Below are 18,908 nucleotides of genomic sequence, written 5' to 3' on the forward strand. Positions count from 1 at the left end.
GCTTGCACTACCATGGGCTTCCCTATCCACTTTAAGGAGACATATCATGGCTTCATCCAATCAAGGCAAGGATCAGGACAACAAGGGTAATCAGGGCGGTAATCAAGGCGGCAGCAAGCAAAGCGGTTCCCAAGGCAGCAGCAAGCAAAGCGATACCAGCAACCGCGGCTTCGCCTCGATGGACCCGGAGCGCCAGCGCGAGATTGCTTCTGAAGGCGGCCGTGCCGCGCACGAAAAAGGCACGGCCCACGAATTCACGTCCGAAGAGGCACGCCGCGCCGGCAGCATGAGCCACAAGAACGACCAGAACAGCCAAAGCAGTTCCGGCAGTTCCGGTTCGCGCGGCGGCAGCAGCGGCGGCAATGAAGGCAGCAGCGGCGGCGGTTCGCGCGGCGGTTCCGGCAGCCGTTGATTGATCGTCCGAATAGACCCCTGATTCATCTGTAACGCTGCCTGGCCCCGGTTTACCGGTGCCAGGCATTTCTTTTTTGCCAGCCTGATTGACTCCGAGAATGATAATCATTATCATTCTCGCTCTACGTCAGGAAAGAGCAAATGAGTGCCTCCCCAAATGCCGGCCGTGCCTTGTGGCTGAAGAACCTGCACCAATGGCATTGGATCAGTTCCGCGCTGTGTTTGCTGGGCATGTTTTTGTTCAGCATTACCGGCATCACCTTGAACCACGCTGCGCAGATCGAAGCCAAGCCCGACGTGGTGCGCCGGCAGGCCGTGGCGCCGGCCGCCCTGATCACCGAATTGAAGAAGTTCGCCGACGCGCACGATGGCGACAAGGCGCCGCTGCCGGAGACGGCCGAGCGCTGGCTGCGCGACACCTGGTCGCTGAAGGCGGGCGGCCGCAGCGCCGAATGGTCGGCCGACGAGGTCTACCTGCCGCTGCCGAAAGCGGGCGGCGACGCCTGGGTCCGTATCGGCCTGGAGGATGGCGCCGCCGAATTCGAGCGCACCGACCGGGGCTGGGTGTCCTGGCTGAACGACGTCCACAAGGGCCGCAACACGGGCGCCGCCTGGAACTGGTTCATCGACATCTTCGCCGGCGCCTGCCTGGTGTTCTGCATCACCGGCCTGCTGATATTGAAGTTCCACGCCGCCAACCGGCCGTTCACCTGGCCCATGGTGGGGCTGGGCATCCTGATCCCATTCGTCATCGCACTGCTGTTCATCCATTAAAGGCATTCCATGAAATTACGCTATTCCATCGCCGCCGCCATTCCGCTGCTCAGCGCGCAGGCCATGGCGGCCGAACTGGCCCTCAAGCTGGACATCCCGCAACTGAACGTCGCCGAATACCACCGCCCCTATATCGCGGCCTGGCTGGAAAACGCGGACCAGAAAGTGGTGGCCAACCTGGCGGTGCTGTACGACACCAAGAAGAAGGACAACGCCGGCACCAAGTGGCTGAAGGACATGCGCCAGTGGTGGCGCAAGAGCGGCCGCGACGTGGCCATGCCGCTGGACGGCGTGAGCGGCGCGACCAAGTCGCCGGGCGAGCATACGCTGAGCTTCCCGCTGGCCAAGGACGGCCTGGACAAGCTGCCGGCCGGCCAATACCAGCTGCTGGTGGAAGTGGCGCGCGAAGCGGGTGGCCGCGAAGTGGTGAAAGTGCCGCTGACCTGGCCGCTGAAGCCGGCGCAGGTGGCGAGCGCCAAGGGCAAGGAAGAAGTCGGCGCTGTCGCCGTTCAACTCAAATAAGGCAGACCCATGAAGAACCCAAGCAAGTATTTGCTGGCCGCCGCGCTGGCCGGCCTGGCCCTGAACGCCTATGCGCACAAGCCTTGGCTGCTGCCGTCCTCGTCCATGGTCGATTCCAAGGATGCGTGGGTGACGGTGGACGCCGCCATCTCCGAGGGCCTGTTCGACATCGACCACCAGCCGCTGAAGCTGGACGCCATCGTCGTCACCGGCCCGGACGGCGCCAAGGTCGACCTGCAGAACGCCAGCACCGGCCGCCTGCGCAGCACCTTCGACATCAAGATGAGCAAGCCGGGCACGTATAAAGTGGCGCTGGTGCAGCAAGGCGTGATGGGCAGCTACAAGCTGAACGGCGAGATGAAGCGCTTCCGCGGCAGCGAAGAAACCCTGGCCAAGGATGTGCCGGCCGACGCGCAGGAAGTCAAGCTGACGCGCAGCCACAGCCGCCTGGAGACCTTCGTGTCGGCCAACAAGGCCGACGACGCGGTCTTCAAGCCGACCGGCGTCGGCCTGGAACTGGTGCCGGTCACGCATCCGAACGACCTGCGCGCCGGCGAGAAGGCCACCTGGCGCTTCCTGCTCGACGGCAAGCCGGCGGCCAACCAGGCTTTCAGCCTGATACCGGGCGGCGTGCGCTATCGCGGCACGCTGGGCGAGATCCGCCAGAACGCGGACGCGAAGGGCGAGATCAGCTTCACGCTGCCGGAAGCGGGCATGTATATGGTCAGCGCCAGCTGGCCGGCAGCCGCCGTGCCAGTCGCCGGCCAGCCGCCGCAAATGCCCCCGCGCCGCGTGAGCTACGCCGCGACGGTGGAAATCCTGCCGCAATAAGCGAACATCCGGTTCAACCTGCCTGAGCCGCATTCAGGGATGCAAGTCCCGAATGCGGCTCAGGCCGCTAGTACGGCGGGCTGCGGTCCGCCATGGTCTTATGCGCCGCATTCTTCTGCCTCACCACATTTCCGACGAGCCCGCACCGGCGGGCGCCACCCTCCGCGCGTACGGCGGGCTGAGCATGGGCACGAGCTGGTCGGTGCTGCTGGCCGCAGGCGCCACTGCCACCGCGCCGGATCTGCAGGCGCAGCTTCAGCGCCAACTCGATGCGGTGGTGGCCGAGATGAGCCACTGGGAAGCCGGCTCCGACCTTGGCCGCTACAACCGCGCGCCGCGCGGCACCTGGCTTACGCTGCCGCCTGCCTTCTTCGATGTGCTGGCGTTCGCCATCGGCGTCGGCCGCGACTCGGGCGGCGCCTGTGATCCCTGCGCGGGCGCCATCGTCAACGCCTGGGGCTTCGGCCCGGGCGGGCGGCACGACCAGCCTGGTTTCACCGCGCCCACGGCGGCGCGCATCGCCGAATTGCGCGCCGAACGCGTGGCGCAGCATGTGCTGCTCGACGCGCCGGGCCGCCGCGTCCTGCAGCCGGGCGGCGTGCAGCTCGACCTGTCCGCCGTGGCCAAAGGCTACAGCGTGGACCGGCTGGCCCATTTCCTGATGTCGCAAGGCCTGCGCCACTTCCTGGTGGAAGTGGGCGGCGAACTGCGCGGCGCCGGCATGAAGCCGGATGGCCAGCCGTGGTGGGTGGCGCTGGAGCAGCCGGCCGCCGCCGATGCCGGCCCACTGGCCGGCGATGCGGCCGCGGTTTCTCAAGGCGGGACGGCTGCTGGCCAAGCGCCCGGCGCCTGTTCCGCCGCGCCCGCGCCGCTGGGCGAGATCGCGCTGGCGTTGCACGGCTTGGCGGTCGCCACTTCCGGCGACTACCGCCGCTATTTTTTGCACGGCACGCAGCGCTACCCGCATACTATCGACCCGCGCAGCGCCGCGCCCATTGCCAACCGCCTGGCCTCGGTCACGGTGGTGCATCCGCAGTGCATGGCGGCCGACGCCTGGTCCACCGCGCTGACCGTGCTGGGGCATGAGGCGGGCCTGGCGCTGGCCGAGCGGCGCGGCCTGGCGGCGCGCTTTGTCGTCCGCAACGCGGATGACGCCGGCTTTACCGAGTACCTCAGCAGTCCGATGCGCGGCATGTTGAGCGACGACCAAGACTGAGAAAATGATATTCACTATCGATCCCCTGCGCCTGCTGCTGACGGTGGCCTGCTTCGTTTGCTACGGCCTGGTTTGCCTGCTGCCCTGGCTGCGCTCGCGCCGCAAGCGTCTGGCGGGCGCGGCGGGGCAGGCGGCGGCTGCATTGGCGCCGGGCTGGATCGTTGCCTACGCCAGCCAGACCGGCAACGCCGAGGCGCTGGCCGAACAGACGCGGGAGACGCTGCGGCTGGCGGGCGTTGCCGCGCGGCTGTGCGAACTGTCCGCGCTGAGGAAGGCGGATCTCACCGGCGCCGAACGCATCCTGTTCCTGGTCAGCACCTACGGCGAGGGCGACGCCCCCGACTCGGCGGCGGCTTTCGCCAGCCGCCTGATGTCGCGCAGCGTGCCGCTGACGCAGCTGCACTACGCGGTGCTGGCGCTGGGCGACAGTTCCTACCTCCATTACTGCGGCTTCGGCCGCGCGCTGGACCAGTGGCTGCAGGAGCAGGGCGCGCAGAGCCTGTTCGAGCGCATCGAAGTCAATTGCAACGCCGCACCCGCCATTGCCGCCTGGCGCCAGCAGCTCAGCCACCTGGTGGGCACCAGCGACGCGCCGGACTGGAGCGCCCCGGCCTTCGGCGCCTGGCGCCTGGCCGAGCGCCGCCACTTGAACCCGGGCAGCGCCGGCGCCCCCGTCTACCATATCGAACTCGAGCCGTTGCGCGAGCGGCTGCCGGAATGGCAGGCGGGCGACCTGGTGCAGGTGGCCGCGCCGTCGGACCCGTCGCGCGCGCGCGAGTATTCGATCGCCTCGATACCGCAGGACGGCCGGGTGCACCTGCTGGTGCGGCTGCATCTGCACGACGATGGCAGCCACGGCCACGCGTCAGGCTGGCTGTGCGTCCAGGCCCGGCCCGGCGACACGGTGCAGCTGCGGCTGCGCCAGCACCGCCGTTTCCGCCTCGAGGGCAATGCCGGCCGGCCCCTGATCCTGATCGGCAACGGCAGCGGCATCGCCGGCTTGCGCGGCCATCTGCGCGCGCGCGCGGTCGCTGGGCAGGTGCGCAACTGGCTGCTGTTCGGCGAACGCCAGGCGGCCCACGATTTCCACTACCGCGACGAGCTTTCGGCCATGCAGGCTGCGGGCCAGTTGCCCCAGCTGGACCTGGCCTGGTCGCGCGACGGCGGCCCGCAGCGTTATGTGCAGGACCTGCTGCCGGCGCGCGCGGACCGCTTGCGCGCCTGGGTGGAGGAGGGGGCCGCGATCTATGTCTGCGGCAGCCTGGAGGGCATGGCGGCAGGCGTCGACCAGGCCCTGGAAACCGTGCTGGGCCGCACAACCATGGCCCATCTCGCGGCGCAGGGCCGCTACCGCCGCGACGTTTACTAATGACGCTTGGGAAATGATGTTAGGCGGCTACGTTGTGGAAATAAGACAAATTACCGTGTTTTGGCGCATTTCCACGATAGATAATTCGAAATCAAGCGGCCTCATCTGAATTATCTCCAATTCTCACCTTTTTAATGATTATTTGGCAATGGAAGTTGTATTTAGCCAATGCCGAACGCCCCCGTCGCATTACATAATCGCTGTTCTAAAGATGCAAGGCCGGCCTTCGGCACTTGCACAAGTGATCCACGACTACGGGAGTTATGAATGGTTTTGAAAGAGAAAATCGCTGCGCGCTCGGTACGCCTGGCCCTCGCGGTGCTGGCCGGCGCTGCCACGCTGAGCGGCAACGCAGTTGCTCAGGAGCAGATCCAGAAGGTAGAGATCACGGGTTCGGCCATACGCCGCATCGCCGTGGAAGGCGCACTGCCAGTGCAGCGCCTGTCGCAAGAGCAGATCGCCAAGTCCGGCGCCACCTCAGTGGCCGAGCTGATTCAGGCATTGCCTTCCATGCAAGGCTTCACCATCGACGCAATCGCGGCCGGCACCAACTCGGGTGGCCGCGTGTCCGCTTCGATCCATGATCTGGGCGAGGACTACACCCTGGTGCTGCTGAATGGCCGCCGCGTCGCGCCGCAAGGTTCGGGCAGCACCATCAACCTGAATGCCATTCCGATGAGCGCGGTTGAGCGCGTCGAAATCCTGACCGACGGCGCCTCGGCCCTGTATGGTTCGGACGCGATCGCCGGCGTGATCAACTTCATCCTGAAGAAAAACCTGCAGGGCGGCACCATCGAAGCCACCTACAGCCAGCCGGGCGAGAGCAGCGCAGGCACGCAGTACAACGTCAACGCCACCTACGGCTTCGGCGACCTGGCCAAGGACCGCTTCAATGTGATGGCGTCGTTCCGCCATGACGAGCGCAAGCAGGTCAAGGCCTTGGACCGCGACTTCGCGGACACCGCCTATATTCCGTTCAGCAATAACGGCAACAACTACATCTACGACCGCACCAGCCCGGCGGCGATTCCGGCCAACGTCTCGGCCACCTTCAACAAGGCGGGCAGCCAGCCGATCGGCTTCAATCCCTACCAGAAGAAGAACGGCAATTGCGCGCCGATGAACCAGCTGGCGCTGAGCAATACCGCGCTGGTACAGAACTGCGGCTTCGACTTCGTGCAGACCATTGAGATCGTGCCGGAAAACAAGCGCGACAGCTTCTTCGGTAAAGCCACCTTCAAGGCCTCCGACAACCTGTCCGTGTTCGCCGAAGCCGCCTACTCGCGCCTGGACTTGACCGCCCGCATCGCGCCCAACACCGCGTCGGTGTCGATCGCCAAGAACTCGCCGCTGTACAACACCTACGTCAAGCCTTACATGACGGCCGCGCAGGACGCCGATGTCAAAGCCGTGACCGCCAGCTACCGTACATACGACTGGGGCACCCGCGACAGCCGGACCATCACCGATTCCAAACACTTCGTGCTGGGCGCGGAAGGTGAACTGGGCGCCTGGAACTTCGGCACCGGCCTGACCTGGTCGAAAAACGCAATCGACGAACGCTATGTCGGCGGTTACGTGAAGAACGCGGAATTCCGCGACATGCTGGCGAAAAACCTGTTCGACCCCTTCCTGGGCATAGGCGCGCAGTCCGACGCAACCAGGCAACTGATCGCCAACTCGGTCTACCAGGGTTCGATCCGCGACGCATCCACCACGCTGAAAGGCATCGACGCGCGCGCTTCGCGTGAACTGATCGCCCTGCCGGGCGGTCCGGCCGCCATCGCACTGGGCGGCGACTACCGCGACTACCATTACGAGCAGAGCCCGCACGCCACCAGCGCGGACATCTTCGGTTTCAGCGCCTCGCCTGCCTACGATCTGCAACGCGCCAACTACGGCGTATTCACCGAACTGAGCGCGCCTGTGCACAAGACTGTCGAGCTGACCGCCGCCGCCCGCTACGACACCTTCAACGCCGTCAAGAACGCGCTCGCCAAGCGCGAGATGGGCAAGAAGGAGTCGTCCAGCACCTACAAGGTGTCGGCACGCTGGCAGCCGACCCCGTCCTTCCTGGCGCGCGGCTCCTACGGCACCGGCTTCAAGGCGCCTAGCATGCTGGACATCGGCCAGCCGCTGGTGACTGCCGGCTTTACCGCTTCGTCGTGGGACTGCCCGGCCAACCTGAAGGCGGAGAACGCCGACTACTGCCAGGTAGGCAAGCGCCAGTACAACGTCATTTCGGGCGGCAACGAAAACCTGAAACCGGAGAAATCCAAGCAGTTCAGCGTGGGCTTCCGCTACGAGCCAAGCTCGACGTTCTCGGTGCAGGCCGACCTGTGGGACGTGAAAATGCGCGACGCGGTCTCCAGCGTGAGCGAACTGCAGATCTTCGGCGACCCGGTCAAGTTCCGCGACCTGTTCACCACCTTTGTGGATCCGGGCAACAACCAGACCTACTGGGCGAAGAAAACCCTGTCGGTCAACATCGGCCAGACCCACAACCAGGGCGTGGACTGGGAGACGACTTACCGCCACCGCTTCGCATTCGGCAACCTGACCAGCGTGCTGAACGGCACCTACCTGATCAAGTCCGACTACACCAAGGCCGGTACGCAGGACGACTGGACCTCGAGCATGAATTACTTCGGTCTCAACGATAAGGTGGCGTTCCGCCACATCGTCCGCCTGGGCACCACGCTGGACACCGGCAAGTTCTCCAACACGCTGACGGCCAACTACCGCAACGGCTACACCGACGCGGAAGCGGAAAGCCGCAACTTGGCGACCAACAAGCTGGAGAAATTCCGCCTGGAAGTGCCTTCGCACCTGACGTTCGACTGGCAGGGCAAGTGGCAAGTGAGCAAGCAGGTAGGCCTGCGCGCCGGCGTGAAAAACATCGCCGACCGCAACCCGCCGTTCTCGCTGCGCGCTTCGTCGGGCCACCAGGTCGGTTTCGACCCGCGCTACGCCGATCCGCTGGGCCGTACTTTCTACATGACCGGCAACTACCAGTTCTAAAGAGCTGCGCACTAGCACCGGAGCCCCGCAGGCGCAAGCCTGCGGGGCTTTTTTTTGACGTAAATTTTCGATAACTCTGTTGTATTTTCGTGAAATGTTGCCGATGGCGGCCGTTTTTCCCTGCATTGATTGACTTTCATCAACCTGAATGTTCAGATCGCGCCTTTCGAAAAAATACCCATGCTTTCGAAAAAGCCATCGTTACAGATGGTGGCCGGCGCTACCGCGCCGGGACAGTCACAAGATCTCACTACAGCGGAGTAAGTTTTGAACAATAAGTTAGTACTGAAGCAAGGCGTCGTCGCCGTCGCACTCGCACTGGGCACGACCCAGTTCGCCATCGCGCAACAAGCGGCCGAAGCCCCGGTCGCCAAGGTATTCGTGACCGGCTCCAACATCAAGCGCGCCGACAAGGAAGGTTCGTCGCCGGTCCAGACCGTGAACGCCAAGCAGATCGCCGCCAGCGGCGCCAACACCGTGGCCGAACTGCTGCACTCCATCCCTGCCTTCGGCTCCGGTTCGTCGGTCGACGTGGTCGACGGCGGCTTCTCGCGCGGCGCGGCCACCGCCTCCATGCGCGGCCTGGGTTCGTCCTCCACGCTGGTGCTGCTGAACGGCCGCCGCATCGCCTCGTCCGCCTACGCCGACCCGAACCAGGGCAAATCGGCCGTGTACGACCTGAATTCGATCCCGCTGTCGGCCATCGAGCGCGTTGAAGTGTTCAAGGACGGCGCATCGGCCGTGTACGGTTCCGACGCGATCGCCGGCGTGATCAACTTCATCACCAAGAGCGACTTCACCGGCATCGAAATGTCGGCCAGCGTATCCGGCAACGACGACGGCGAATTCGCCCGCAAGACTGTCAACGGCTTGATCGGCTTCGGCGACCTGGACAAGGACCGCTTCAACGCCTTCATCTCCTTCGACCTCTCCAAGCGCGACAGCACCCGCATCGCCGACGCGACCTCGGACGTGGACCAGGCTGCCTACGCCTACATCCAGGGCCGCCTGAATCCGTACTCGAGCAGCCTGACGGACCAGCCCTTCTTCTACCGCGAGCGCACCGCCGGCGGCAAAAACTTCGCCAGCACCTACGCGCAGCGCGCCGACGTGATCAACCGCAGCAATTGCGACCCGTCGCAACAGCTGGTGGGCAGCATCGCCGACCACAACATCCCGGCGACCAGTGTGTTGGTCGGACGTACCTTCTGCAACTTCAACCTGAACGATTTCAACGAAGTGCAGAGCGCGGGCAAGGACGCCAACGTGCTGGCCCGCGCCACCTTCAAGGTCAACGAGTCGGTCACCGCGTTCTCCGAAGCGTCGTACTCGCGTTCCGAGCGCACCTACCTGGGCGCGCCGCGCACCGTCTCGAGCACCACGTCGAGCACCGTGTTCACCGCCGACGGCAAGCCGTCGTCGCAGTTCCAGCTGATCCTGCCGGTCGGCCACCCGGACAATCCGTTCACCGCGGCCAATGGTTTTAAGCCGGCCTCGCGTTCGGCAGTCGGCTTCCGCATGATGGGCCACACCGGTGGCGCTGAAAACATCAACGAAACGTTCCGCGTGCTGGCCGGCCTGAAGGGCACGAGCGGCATGTTCGACTGGGAGACCGGTGTGCTGTGGAACCGTGGCGAGCGCACCGAAACCGGCCGCGGCTACCTGTACCGCCCGACCGTCGAACGCATCATGACGGAAAACCGCACGATTGCGGCAACCATCGCCGATCCGACCGCCACCCGCGACCTGACCAACACCGGCTTCTCGCAAGTGGTGCAGATCGACGCCAAGGCGTCGGCCACCCTGGGCAAGCTGGCAGGCGGCGACATCGGCCTGGCGTTCGGCGCCGAGGCCCGGCAGGAGAAAATCGGCCTGACGCCGGACATGGCGACGCAGCGCGGCGAGATCATCGGCCTGGCCAACTCGGTGGCCGACGGCCAGCGCAACGTGAAGTCCGCCTTCGTTGAACTGCGCACGCCGTTCTTCAAGAATTTTGAAATGGACTTCGCCGGCCGCTACGACAAGTACCCGACCGCATCGAGCTTTGTGCCCAAGGTCGGCAGCAAGTGGACCGTGACCGAACAGGTCGCCCTGCGCGCCAGCTACGCGCGCGGTTTCCGCGCGCCGGCGCTGACCCAGGTGTCGCCCGGCGGCGTGCAGTCCTTCGTGTCGGTGATCGATTCGGTGCGCTGCCCGGACGGCGTGAACCCGCTCGGCAACGCAACCACGGTCGACTGCAACAAGAGCATCTCGGGCCTGTCGAGAGCCAATCCCGAGCTGAAGCCGGAAAAATCGAAATCGATGTCGCTGGGCCTGATCCTGCAGCCGACCAGGAACCTGGACGTGCTGGTGGACTTCTACAACATCAAGCTGCGCGATGAAACGGCTCTGCTGAGCGCCCAGACCGTGGTCGACCACCCGGCCCAGTACCCGGGCGCGTCGGTGATCCGCGACACCAACCCGGCCAACCAGCTGGTGCTGCCCGATGGCACCGTGGTGCCGAATTCGGGCCCGCTGCTGCAGGCGAACCGTTCCTACATCAACCAGGGCAGCACCCAGGTTGCCGGCGTGGACCTGGAAGTGAGCTACCGTCACGCGCTGGGCGATTACGGTCGCCTGAGCAGCACTTTGAACTGGAGCTACCTGGCCACCTTCAAGCGCGCCATGAAACCGGGCGACGCCACGTACAACACCGCTGGCGCCAACGGCGGCCTGGCCGACTGGAACGTGTCGGCCGGCGACAACCCGCGCAACCGCGTGTCGTTCTCGACCAACTGGACCCGGGGCGTGCACAGCCTGACCGGCATGATGGACTTCGTCGACCACGTGTCGCTGATGCGCAAGTACGACAACGCGCTCGTCTACCCGACCCCGTTCTGCCACTATGGCGAAGGCCAAGTTGGTGGCAAGCAGCTGGGCGGCCTGCCGAAGTACAGCAACCCGCACTGCGAAGTGGCGAGCTGGACCACTTTCGGCCTGGCGTATTCGTACACCGGCATCAAGGACCTGACCCTGTCGCTGAACGTCAAGAACATCCTCGACAAGGCCGCGCCTTACGATCCGCGCTACGGCACCAGCACTGTGGTGGAAGGCTTTAACAGCCAGCTGCACAACGGCATGGGCCGCAACTTCCGCGTTACCGCGAAGTACGCCTTCAAGTAATCGTCGCAGTATGCACAATCGCGCAGCCCTGGCTGCGCGGCAGGCCCCGCCAGCGCAAGCCAGCGGGGCTTTTTCACGTCAGTTCGGCTTCCTCGAGGCCGCGCGCCAGGCTGGAAATGCTGGGGTTGTCGATGAACACGCAACGCTTGCCGGTGCGCTTGCAGAAGTCCTTCACGCGCCAGTAGGCGCTGTGACTGATGCAGCCGGTCTGGCAGATCACCAGGTCGGCCGCCGCCAAGCTCGCGTCAAGCTTGTTGGCGTTGTCCTCCAGGCCGCCGTCGTGGTGCGAGAACTGGGCGCCGACCCGTTCGATCAGCGCGCGGTAGGTCGCCACGTTGCCGCTGCGTCCGCCCACGCACAGCACGGCGCGGTCGGCCAGCCGCTGCGGCATGCGGATCACATGTTCGGTGACGGCGGCGGCCGCACCCGGCGCGGGCTGGCCGGCCGCAATCTGTCCGCCCCCGGCGCCCGTGCCGCCGGCCGCCGTCTCGGATGACGCGCCGGCCTGGCCGGCCTGGACCGCCAGCGCGGCGTTGGCACGGGCCAGTTCCTGCCGCAATTCGCCCACCTGGTTGCGCAGCGCGCGCTCGCGCTCGTCGACCTGGCTCAGGCGCTGGGACAGGCGGTCGCGCGTTTCCAGGCCGGGTATCGAGGCGCGCAGCTGCTCAAGCTCGTGGCGCAGCGAATCGGCCAGGCTCTCGCGCCCCACCAGCTGGGCGCGCAACTGCATCAACTGGCTGGCGTGCTGGTCCAGTTCGGCATTGCGCTCCAGTTGCATGGCCGCGTTGCGCTGCTGCAGCCGCGCCAGTTCGCGCGTCATGCGCGAGTTCTCCTCCAGCACGGCGTGGAAGCGCGTGATGTCGGCGCGCGCGCAGGCGCCGGCCTGGTGTTGCACCATGTGCAGGTCGCGGCACATCTGCTCCTCCAGTTCCGGCGTGCAGCGCGCATGCGTCAGGCCGGCCCAGAAGGCGCCCGCCACGTCGCCGTTGGCCACCGCCGCGCGCCAGAGCGCGGCCACCGCCTCGGCATCCTTGGCGTTCCTGAAGCGCAGCAGCACGCCGGCATAGCGCCGCTCGAGTTCCTTCTGCAGCGCCTCGGACAGGCGGTTGCGGCTGTTGCACTCGGTGACCACGCCGACGTGGACTTCATAGTCGTCCGCCACCACGGTGCCGCCCGTGATTTTCCCCACCAGCTTGCGCAGCGCCGCCAGCGGCATGCCCACGCCGACCAGCGGGCAGTGGCTGGCATGGCCCAGTTCCCACAGGCGGCGCCGGCGCGAAGTCTGGGCGGGGGCGGACGCCGGTCTTGCATGTTTGTCGCACATGGGATCAAGCGCCTTCGACTGTTTGCTCGCTGCGGGTGCGCGCCATGATGCGGGCCAGGAAGGTGTTCTTTTCCGGGGCCGGCATGGCGCGCTCGACCACCCCGGCCCATTGCTCGGACAACTGCAGGCAGGTGGCGCTCAGCACCGGCGCCAGTTCCGGCAGTCCGGCCAGCGCCTTCAGGTGGCGTTCGATGACGCAAGCCAGTTTCAGACAGGCGCCGCTCTCGCCGGCGCTGGCCGTGTAGTGCGACATCAGGTGCAGCACGGCCGACAGCATCAGCTCCGGGCGCTGGCCGTCCTTGTTGGTGGTGAGAAAAATCGGGTTGCTACGGTCGATAATAGCCATCAGGCACTCCTCGCTAGGTCAGGGTGGCTGGCTGCCGCGGGGCGGCTGGCTGGCTGGGGAAGGGGACGACAGGGGGGCGCTCAGGCGGTCAGGATCAGCTTGCCGAGCTGGGTGATGCGCAGGCGGTAGATCTTGCTGCCGTGTTCGATTTCCACTTCGCGCTGGTCTTGCATCAGGCCGGCGCTGGTCAGGCGGCGGACGGCCGGTGCCGTGCGCAGCGGGGCAGGGATGGCGGCGCTGGCCGCCGGAACCAGGGGGGAGGCCGGGGATTTGTCTGCATGCATTGCTCTACTCCTTTAAATGAGAACGATTCGCATTTGCATTATTCACCAGGCGTGCCGTATTTGCAAGGGTATTTTTGGCGGCCCATAAAAAAGGCCCGCCGGGGCGGGCCAAACTGGGAAAGGGGGGCAAGGCCTCAGGCGGCGACCATCGGTTCGGCCGGCTCTGCGGGCTGGGACGGTGTCGCGGCAACCACCACGGCGGCGGCGGCGGCCGCTGCGGCCGCCTTGGCGCGGCTGGCCGAGGGCTGGCGTCCGCGCGCGCGCGACGGCGGCAGCCGGCGCAGGTTTTTCAGCGCTTCCGGATCCTTGATGCCGATGGTGCGCTGGTCCACGCTGATCAGGCCGACTTCGTTGAAGGCTGACAGCGTACGGCTGACGGTCTCCAGCGTCAGGCCCAGGTAGCTGCCGATTTCGTGGCGCGTCATGCGCAGGTTGAACAGCTTGCTGGAGTAGCCCATTTGCGCGAAGCGGTCCGACAGCGCCACCAGGAAGCGCGCCACGCGCGCCTCGGCGCTGAGCGCGCCCAGCATGCCTATCATGGCTTGCTCGCGCACCAGTTCGCGGCTCATCACGCCGTACATCATGTTTTCCAGTTCGATATGCACACGGCCCAGCGCGGCCAGCTTGCGGAAGGGCAGCAGGATCAGGTCGCAGTCCGACAGCGCCACCGCCTCGGACGAGTAATGGCGGGTGTGGATGCCGTCCACGCCCATCATGTCGCCCTTCATCGGGAAGCTGAGTACCTGTTCGTTGCCGAATTCGTCGATCAGCACGGTCTTCAGGAAGCCGGAGTTGACGATGTAGAGCATGTCGAAAGGCTGGCCGATGGTGTGGATGCGCTGGCCGGTCTTGAACTGCACGTGCTGGAACAGCAGTTCTTCGGAATGGGCGATATTGACCGGAGGGATGTGCAGCAGTTCGCAGACTTCCTTCAGATTCGACCACAGGCGGCCTTGGCGCTGGCGTCCCGCTTCCAGACCGGGCGGCTGCGCCACCGGCATGCCGGGGCGGAACTCAGATATTTGCGTGGACTGCATGCTTTTCTCCCTGTGACAATTATGAACATCTGGCAACTTCTGACGTGTGATTTCAGTATGCCAACATGATCTTGCCGGGGATATCAGCAGAGGCTGAATGTGGGCGTAGGAGTCTGCGCCCGTCCGTAGGAATATTCCTAGGTCTTGAAGGGGGAGAGCAGGCGGTGGGCGACGGCATACTGCACCATCTCAGAGAGGGAATTCATGCCCATCTTCTGCATGATGCGGGTTTTGTGGGTGCTGACCGTCTTTACACTAAGATGCAAGCCATTGGCGATTTCGGTGATCGATTTTCCTGCCACCAAGAGCGAAAAAACCTCGAATTCGCGGTCCGACAGCTGTTTATGCAACAGGCTCTCGTTCGGCATCATGATGTTCAGGGCCAGTTGCTCGGCCACCTCGGTGCTGATGTAGGGGCGGCCTGCGGCCACGCGGCGGATCGCCCCCACCAGCTGGGTGCCGGCGCTTTCCTTGGTCAGATAGCCCTGGGCGCCGGCGCGGATGGCGCGCACCGCGTACTGCTCTTCCTCGTGCATGGTAAGGATGAGGATGGCCAGCTTGGGCGCTTCGCTCTTGATCTGGCGGATCAGCTCGACACCGCTGCGGCCCGGCATGGACAGGTCCAGCAGCAGCAGGTCGAAGCCGCCCTGGCGGATGTGGTTCAGCACTTCGAAGCCGTCTATGGCCTCGCCTACGATGTCGATGTCGGGTGCTCCGTCGAGGATGCGCTTGAGTCCTTCGCGCATGATGGTGTGGTCGTCTGCTATGACAATTCTTATCATTGGGTTGCGTGGGGTGAATGACTGGGTATGGGGAGAAGGTGGCGGCGCGGCCGCCACCTGCGTTAAGTCGCGGTCAGTCCGGCAGCGGCTCTTTGATCAGGCGGTGCACCAGCACCGGCAGCTTGGAATGCGACAGCACTTTGTGGGTGACGCTGCCCAGCAGCAACTGGCCCCAGCCGCTGCGGCCGTGCGAGCCCATGAAGATCAGGTCGCAGCCTTGCTGTTCCGCCACTTCGACGATTTTCAGCGCCGTGCTCTCGGCGAAGGCCGTCATGCCCTCGCATTCCAGGCCTTTCTTGCGGCAGGCTTCCAGGATGGGTTGCACATGGTCTGCCCCGGCGCGGCGCATGGCGGCGCGGTATTCCTCTTCGCTCGGATAGCTGGGCGGGATGATCTCGACATAAATCGGGTATTGGTATTCAGGGGCGACAAATAAAGCCAGCACATCGGCGCCCATTTGCTGGGCGAAGGAGACGCCGGCGCACGCCGTCATGCTCGAGACAGCCGAACCATCGGTTGTAATCAGGATTTTGCGGTACATAAGCAGCTCCTTTCGCGGGGTATCGGGCTGGCATCGGGCCTCATACTTTATTGTAGCCCCGATTTGGCCCATTATTAGGATGGAAAGACTTGATATTTATCAAGAAACTTCCGGTTAGGTGCCCAAAACGCCAAGCTGTCCCGGCGCGATTTTTTCGCCGCCGCCCGTATTTGTTCCCATGGGGCATACCCGGATGGCATCCAGCGATGTTAGTATCTGCAAATACAACAGTAAACTTCCTTTTCGCCACGCGGCAGGGCAGGGCAGGCCGCTTTCCGGCACTGGTGATTGAATTAGCGGGCAGCCCCCTGCTACACTCGCGTAAGCGGTTGAATATTGCCGGGTGTCATCACGAGGGACGCCGGGGTGAACAGCATGTGCAGCATTTTGACAAATTATGGAGAAGCAGGGATATGACCAACGCCGCTGATGATTTCGATGCACTATTTGATGAAGTGTCCGCGCAACGCGCTACAGAACCCGCACCGGCCCCTGCTGCAGCCGCATCCGCCGAAGACGACCTGGAGAGCTTGTTCGACGAAGTCTCCGCCTCCCGCCCGGCTCCGGCCGCCGCCCCAGCAGCCCCAGCAGCCGCAGCCCCGGCCGCCGCCCCCGCAGCCGCCGCGCCGGCCGCCGCCACCCACGACCACGAGGGCAACCCGATGTTCGAGCGCCTGGGCGGCATCGTGCGCCTGCTGCACGATTCGCTGCGCGAACTGGGCTACGACAAGGCGCTGACCGAGGCCTCGACCCAGATCGTCGACGCCCAGGACCGCCTGGAATACGTCGCCTCGCTGACCGAACAGGCCGCCAACAAGGTGCTCAACACCCTGGACGACGGCATGCCGGCGCAGGATGTGCTGTCGAAGAAATCCAAGGAAATGGAAGAGCGCTGGGCCGACCTGTACGCGGGCAAGCTCAGCATCGACCAGTTCAAGTCCCTGGCCGGCGATTCGCGCGCCTTTGCGCAAGCCGTGTCCGAGGCCACCGAGGCCGAGAAGGCCCGCCTGCTCGACATCATGATGGCGCAGGATTTCCAGGACATCACCGGCCAGCTGATCAAGAAGGTGGTGGTGATCACCAAGACGGTGGAGACCGAGTTGGCGCAGTTGCTGCGCGACAATGCTCCGACCGAGGTGCGCGAGAAGATCGCGCAAAAAGAGGTGTCGCTGATGTCCGGCCCCTCCGCCCCGACGGTGGCGTTGAACCAGGACAATGTCGATGACCTTCTTGCCGATCTGGGATTCTAATGGACGATATGCTCAAGGAGTTCGTCGTCGAGGCGATGGACTTGGCGGTAAATGTCGAGGAAAACCTGCTGCGCCTCGAACGCGATCCTGAAAACAAGGAAACGCTGAACGCGGTGTTCCGGGCCTTCCACACCATCAAGGGCGGCGCCGGCTTCATGAGCCTGGGCGCGCTGGTGTCGGCCTGCCACCTGACCGAAAACCTGTTCGACGCGCTGCGCACCGGCGCCGCGCCGGTCACGCCGATCGCGATCGAGGCGGCGCTGATGGCGTCCGGCTTCGTGGCCGACCAGCTGACCGAACTGAACAACGGCGGCGCCGCGGAAGACCTGCCGGCCATGCCGGCCGAGCTGGAAAAAATCCTGACCGACGCGATCGAAGGCAAGGCCTCGGCGCCGAAAGCGGCTGCCAAGCCGGCCGCGCCGGTCCCGGCCGCCGCGCCCGCCGTTGCCGCCGCCAGCGCCGCGCCAGCGGCTGCCGGCGCGAACGGCGCCGACGGCCTGGACTGGGAAGGCATGTATATCGCCGTCGTCCCGGAAGGCACGTACACCCGCAGCGCGCCGGCGCCGGCCGCCGCCGCATCGGCTGCCGGCCAGGCGGTGTCCGAAGGTGTCGCCGCCGGCGTCGCCGCGCTGGCCGAAGTGCATGGCGAAGCGGCCCCGGCCCCCGCCGCGGCAGCCGTGCGCGCCCGCCCGGAGCGCGACGACAAGGCGCACGCCCAGCCGGCCAAGGAAGAAAGCATCCGTATCGACGCCGTCAAGCTCGACGCGCTGCTGGAAGTGGCCGGCGAATCGGTGCAGGCCGCCAACCAGGCCGCGGTGCTGCTCGAGCGCCTGCAGCAGTTCAAATTCGAAGGCCAGGCCGCCAGCCTGATGTCGGCGCTGACCGAGACGCTGGAACGCGCCTCGCGCTACTCGAGCGAACTGCAGCGCGCCACGCTGGCCACCCGCATGCAGCCGGTGGGCCGTTTGTTCCAGAAATTCCCGCGCCTGGTGCGCGAACTGGCCAAGGACCTGGGCAAGGAAGTCGAACTGACCATCGAGGGCGCGGAAACCGAAGTCGACCGCGTGGTGGTCGACAGCCTGTACGATCCGCTGGTGCACATGCTGCGCAACGCGCTCGACCACGGTGTCGAGTCGCCGGACGTGCGGGTGGCCGCCGGCAAGCCGGCCAAAGCCTATATTTCGCTGAAAGCATGGCAGGAAGCTAACAGCGTCATGATCGTGCTGCAGGACGACGGCAAGGGCATGGACCCGGTCGGCCTGCGCAAGAAGGCGGCCGAGAAGGGCCTGATCTCGCCGAGCGCCAATATGACCGACGACGAGTCCTACCAGCTGGTGTTCCTGCCGGGCTTCTCGACCAAGGAAGTGGCCTCCAGCGTGTCGGGCCGCGGCGTCGGCATGGACGTGGTGAAAACCGCCGTCGAGAAAAACCGCGGCGCCATCCACATCGAATCGGCGCTGGGCAAGGGCACCAAGTTCGCCATCCGCCTGCCGATCGAGCTGTCCATCGTGCCGACCATGCTGGTGTCGACCTCGGGCGCGCTGCTGGCGCTGCCGATGGCGGTGGTCCAGCGCGTGGTCGAACTGCCGGAGGAATTCATGGAAGTGGGCGGCGCGCCGGTACTGAAGGACCAGGGCCGTCCGCTGCCGGTCCGCACGCTGGCCGGCGCATTGGGTTATGCTCCTGTTTCGGAGCGCGTCGGCATCGTGGTCAACGCGCCGCAGCCATACATCCTGGCGGTCGAAGCGGTGGACGGCACTGCCGACCTGGTGATTAAACCGATGACGGCGATCGCCGTCGAGGGCATTACCGGCACCGCGCGTTCGGCGGAGGGCGACCTGGTGCTAGTAGTGGGCCTATCGTTCCTGATGGACGGATGCAGGGGTAGTGTGCGCATGGCGGCTTAAAGTCCGCCGGCAGCAAGAAAACACAAAAGCCTGCGCGATCCGCAGGCTTTTTTTTCAAAGGGCGTCATAAGGTGTATCGGGACCCACAGCCGCATCGGCCCACGAGGCGGACAGACGGGCTTGGTTCT

General features: G+C 65.2%; 16 protein-coding genes. 10 read left to right on the top strand and 6 right to left on the bottom strand.

All coding sequences use genetic code 11. The annotated features are described in order from the left end of the window. Positions 1-46: 46 nt before the first annotated feature. From ACSQ8Y_RS01625 to ACSQ8Y_RS01660, 8 genes are all read left to right on the top strand, one after another. Positions 47-412 (top strand): KGG domain-containing protein, encoded by a 366-nt coding sequence (locus ACSQ8Y_RS01625; protein WP_436264729.1) that lies wholly within the window; start codon positions 47-49, stop codon positions 410-412. Between the two features lie 143 nt (positions 413-555). Further along, positions 556-1,188 carry a PepSY-associated TM helix domain-containing protein gene (locus tag ACSQ8Y_RS01630; RefSeq protein ID WP_436264730.1) on the top strand — a complete coding sequence of 211 codons (633 nt, stop codon included), beginning with the start codon at positions 556-558 and terminating at the stop codon, positions 1,186-1,188. Positions 1,189-1,197: 9 nt separating this feature from the next. Continuing rightward, the gene (locus tag ACSQ8Y_RS01635; RefSeq protein WP_436264731.1) at positions 1,198-1,710 is read left to right on the top strand and encodes a DUF2271 domain-containing protein; all 513 of its coding nucleotides are present in this window, start codon (positions 1,198-1,200) and stop codon (positions 1,708-1,710) included. Between the two features lie 9 nt (positions 1,711-1,719). Further along, positions 1,720-2,541 carry a DUF4198 domain-containing protein gene (locus ACSQ8Y_RS01640; RefSeq protein WP_436264732.1) on the top strand — a complete coding sequence of 274 codons (822 nt, stop codon included), beginning with the start codon at positions 1,720-1,722 and terminating at the stop codon, positions 2,539-2,541. Positions 2,542-2,641: 100 nt separating this feature from the next. Beyond that, positions 2,642-3,757 (top strand): FAD:protein FMN transferase, encoded by a 1,116-nt coding sequence (locus ACSQ8Y_RS01645; protein WP_436264733.1) that lies wholly within the window; start codon positions 2,642-2,644, stop codon positions 3,755-3,757. 4 nt (positions 3,758-3,761) lie between these two features. After that, a complete protein-coding gene (locus ACSQ8Y_RS01650) occupies positions 3,762-5,126 on the top strand; it encodes a sulfite reductase subunit alpha (RefSeq protein ID WP_436264734.1) in 1,365 nt (454 codons plus the stop codon). A 267-nt stretch (positions 5,127-5,393) separates the two neighbouring features. Further along, positions 5,394-8,147 carry a TonB-dependent receptor gene (locus ACSQ8Y_RS01655; RefSeq protein WP_436264735.1) on the top strand — a complete coding sequence of 918 codons (2,754 nt, stop codon included), beginning with the start codon at positions 5,394-5,396 and terminating at the stop codon, positions 8,145-8,147. A 267-nt stretch (positions 8,148-8,414) separates the two neighbouring features. Further along, a complete protein-coding gene (locus tag ACSQ8Y_RS01660; RefSeq protein WP_436264736.1) occupies positions 8,415-11,309 on the top strand; it encodes a TonB-dependent receptor in 2,895 nt (964 codons plus the stop codon). Between the two features lie 73 nt (positions 11,310-11,382). Here ACSQ8Y_RS01660 and ACSQ8Y_RS01665 read toward each other — a convergent pair whose 3' ends face one another. The 6 genes from ACSQ8Y_RS01665 to ACSQ8Y_RS01690 form a co-directional block, all read right to left on the bottom strand. Continuing rightward, entirely contained in the window at positions 11,383-12,633 is a 1,251-nt protein-coding gene (locus ACSQ8Y_RS01665; RefSeq protein ID WP_436264737.1) for a DUF2325 domain-containing protein, read from the bottom strand. A gap of 4 nt (positions 12,634-12,637) precedes the next feature. Then, complete coding sequence (locus tag ACSQ8Y_RS01670) at positions 12,638-12,979, bottom strand: hypothetical protein (RefSeq protein WP_436264738.1); 342 nt, start codon at positions 12,977-12,979, stop codon at positions 12,638-12,640. Positions 12,980-13,059: 80 nt separating this feature from the next. Further along, complete coding sequence (gene hemP, locus ACSQ8Y_RS01675; RefSeq protein ID WP_436264739.1) at positions 13,060-13,263, bottom strand: hemin uptake protein HemP; 204 nt, start codon at positions 13,261-13,263, stop codon at positions 13,060-13,062. A gap of 134 nt (positions 13,264-13,397) precedes the next feature. Further along, complete coding sequence (locus ACSQ8Y_RS01680) at positions 13,398-14,300, bottom strand: Crp/Fnr family transcriptional regulator (protein WP_436264740.1); 903 nt, start codon at positions 14,298-14,300, stop codon at positions 13,398-13,400. A 137-nt stretch (positions 14,301-14,437) separates the two neighbouring features. Beyond that, positions 14,438-15,082, bottom strand: a complete 645-nt coding sequence (locus ACSQ8Y_RS01685) for a response regulator (RefSeq protein WP_436264741.1) — start codon at positions 15,080-15,082, stop codon at positions 14,438-14,440. A 73-nt stretch (positions 15,083-15,155) separates the two neighbouring features. Beyond that, the gene (locus tag ACSQ8Y_RS01690; protein WP_436264742.1) at positions 15,156-15,623 is read right to left on the bottom strand and encodes a universal stress protein; all 468 of its coding nucleotides are present in this window, start codon (positions 15,621-15,623) and stop codon (positions 15,156-15,158) included. 413 nt (positions 15,624-16,036) lie between these two features. On the opposite strand from ACSQ8Y_RS01690, the gene ACSQ8Y_RS01695 reads away from it, so the two are divergent. Next, complete coding sequence (locus tag ACSQ8Y_RS01695) at positions 16,037-16,873, top strand: protein phosphatase CheZ (RefSeq protein WP_436264743.1); 837 nt, start codon at positions 16,037-16,039, stop codon at positions 16,871-16,873. Beyond that, positions 16,873-18,780: a chemotaxis protein CheA gene (locus ACSQ8Y_RS01700; protein ID WP_436264744.1), complete on the top strand. Its 1,908-nt coding sequence runs from the start codon at positions 16,873-16,875 to the stop codon at positions 18,778-18,780. Before ACSQ8Y_RS01695 ends, ACSQ8Y_RS01700 begins: the two co-directional genes overlap by 1 nt. Positions 18,781-18,908 lie beyond the last annotated feature (128 nt).

Source organism: Pseudoduganella sp. LjRoot289, assembly GCF_964252925.1.
Lineage (GTDB): Bacteria > Pseudomonadota > Gammaproteobacteria > Burkholderiales > Burkholderiaceae_D > Rugamonas.

Excerpts from the sequence above, each read along its gene's own strand:
- ACSQ8Y_RS01625 (WP_436264729.1), top strand. The coding sequence starts at position 47 with ATGGCTTCATCCAATCAAGGCAAGGATCAGGACAACAAGGGTAATCAG.
- ACSQ8Y_RS01630 (WP_436264730.1), top strand. The coding sequence starts at position 556 with ATGAGTGCCTCCCCAAATGCCGGCCGTGCCTTGTGGCTGAAGAACCTG.
- ACSQ8Y_RS01635 (WP_436264731.1), top strand. The coding sequence starts at position 1,198 with ATGAAATTACGCTATTCCATCGCCGCCGCCATTCCGCTGCTCAGCGCG.
- ACSQ8Y_RS01640 (WP_436264732.1), top strand. The coding sequence starts at position 1,720 with ATGAAGAACCCAAGCAAGTATTTGCTGGCCGCCGCGCTGGCCGGCCTG.
- ACSQ8Y_RS01645 (WP_436264733.1), top strand. The coding sequence starts at position 2,642 with ATGCGCCGCATTCTTCTGCCTCACCACATTTCCGACGAGCCCGCACCG.
- ACSQ8Y_RS01650 (WP_436264734.1), top strand. The coding sequence starts at position 3,762 with ATGATATTCACTATCGATCCCCTGCGCCTGCTGCTGACGGTGGCCTGC.
- ACSQ8Y_RS01655 (WP_436264735.1), top strand. The coding sequence starts at position 5,394 with ATGGTTTTGAAAGAGAAAATCGCTGCGCGCTCGGTACGCCTGGCCCTC.
- ACSQ8Y_RS01665 (WP_436264737.1), bottom strand. The coding sequence starts at position 12,633 with ATGTGCGACAAACATGCAAGACCGGCGTCCGCCCCCGCCCAGACTTCG.
- ACSQ8Y_RS01670 (WP_436264738.1), bottom strand. The coding sequence starts at position 12,979 with ATGGCTATTATCGACCGTAGCAACCCGATTTTTCTCACCACCAACAAG.
- hemP (WP_436264739.1), bottom strand. The coding sequence starts at position 13,263 with ATGCATGCAGACAAATCCCCGGCCTCCCCCCTGGTTCCGGCGGCCAGC.
- ACSQ8Y_RS01680 (WP_436264740.1), bottom strand. The coding sequence starts at position 14,300 with ATGCAGTCCACGCAAATATCTGAGTTCCGCCCCGGCATGCCGGTGGCG.
- ACSQ8Y_RS01685 (WP_436264741.1), bottom strand. The coding sequence starts at position 15,082 with ATGATAAGAATTGTCATAGCAGACGACCACACCATCATGCGCGAAGGA.
- ACSQ8Y_RS01690 (WP_436264742.1), bottom strand. The coding sequence starts at position 15,623 with ATGTACCGCAAAATCCTGATTACAACCGATGGTTCGGCTGTCTCGAGC.
- ACSQ8Y_RS01695 (WP_436264743.1), top strand. The coding sequence starts at position 16,037 with ATGACCAACGCCGCTGATGATTTCGATGCACTATTTGATGAAGTGTCC.
- ACSQ8Y_RS01700 (WP_436264744.1), top strand. The coding sequence starts at position 16,873 with ATGGACGATATGCTCAAGGAGTTCGTCGTCGAGGCGATGGACTTGGCG.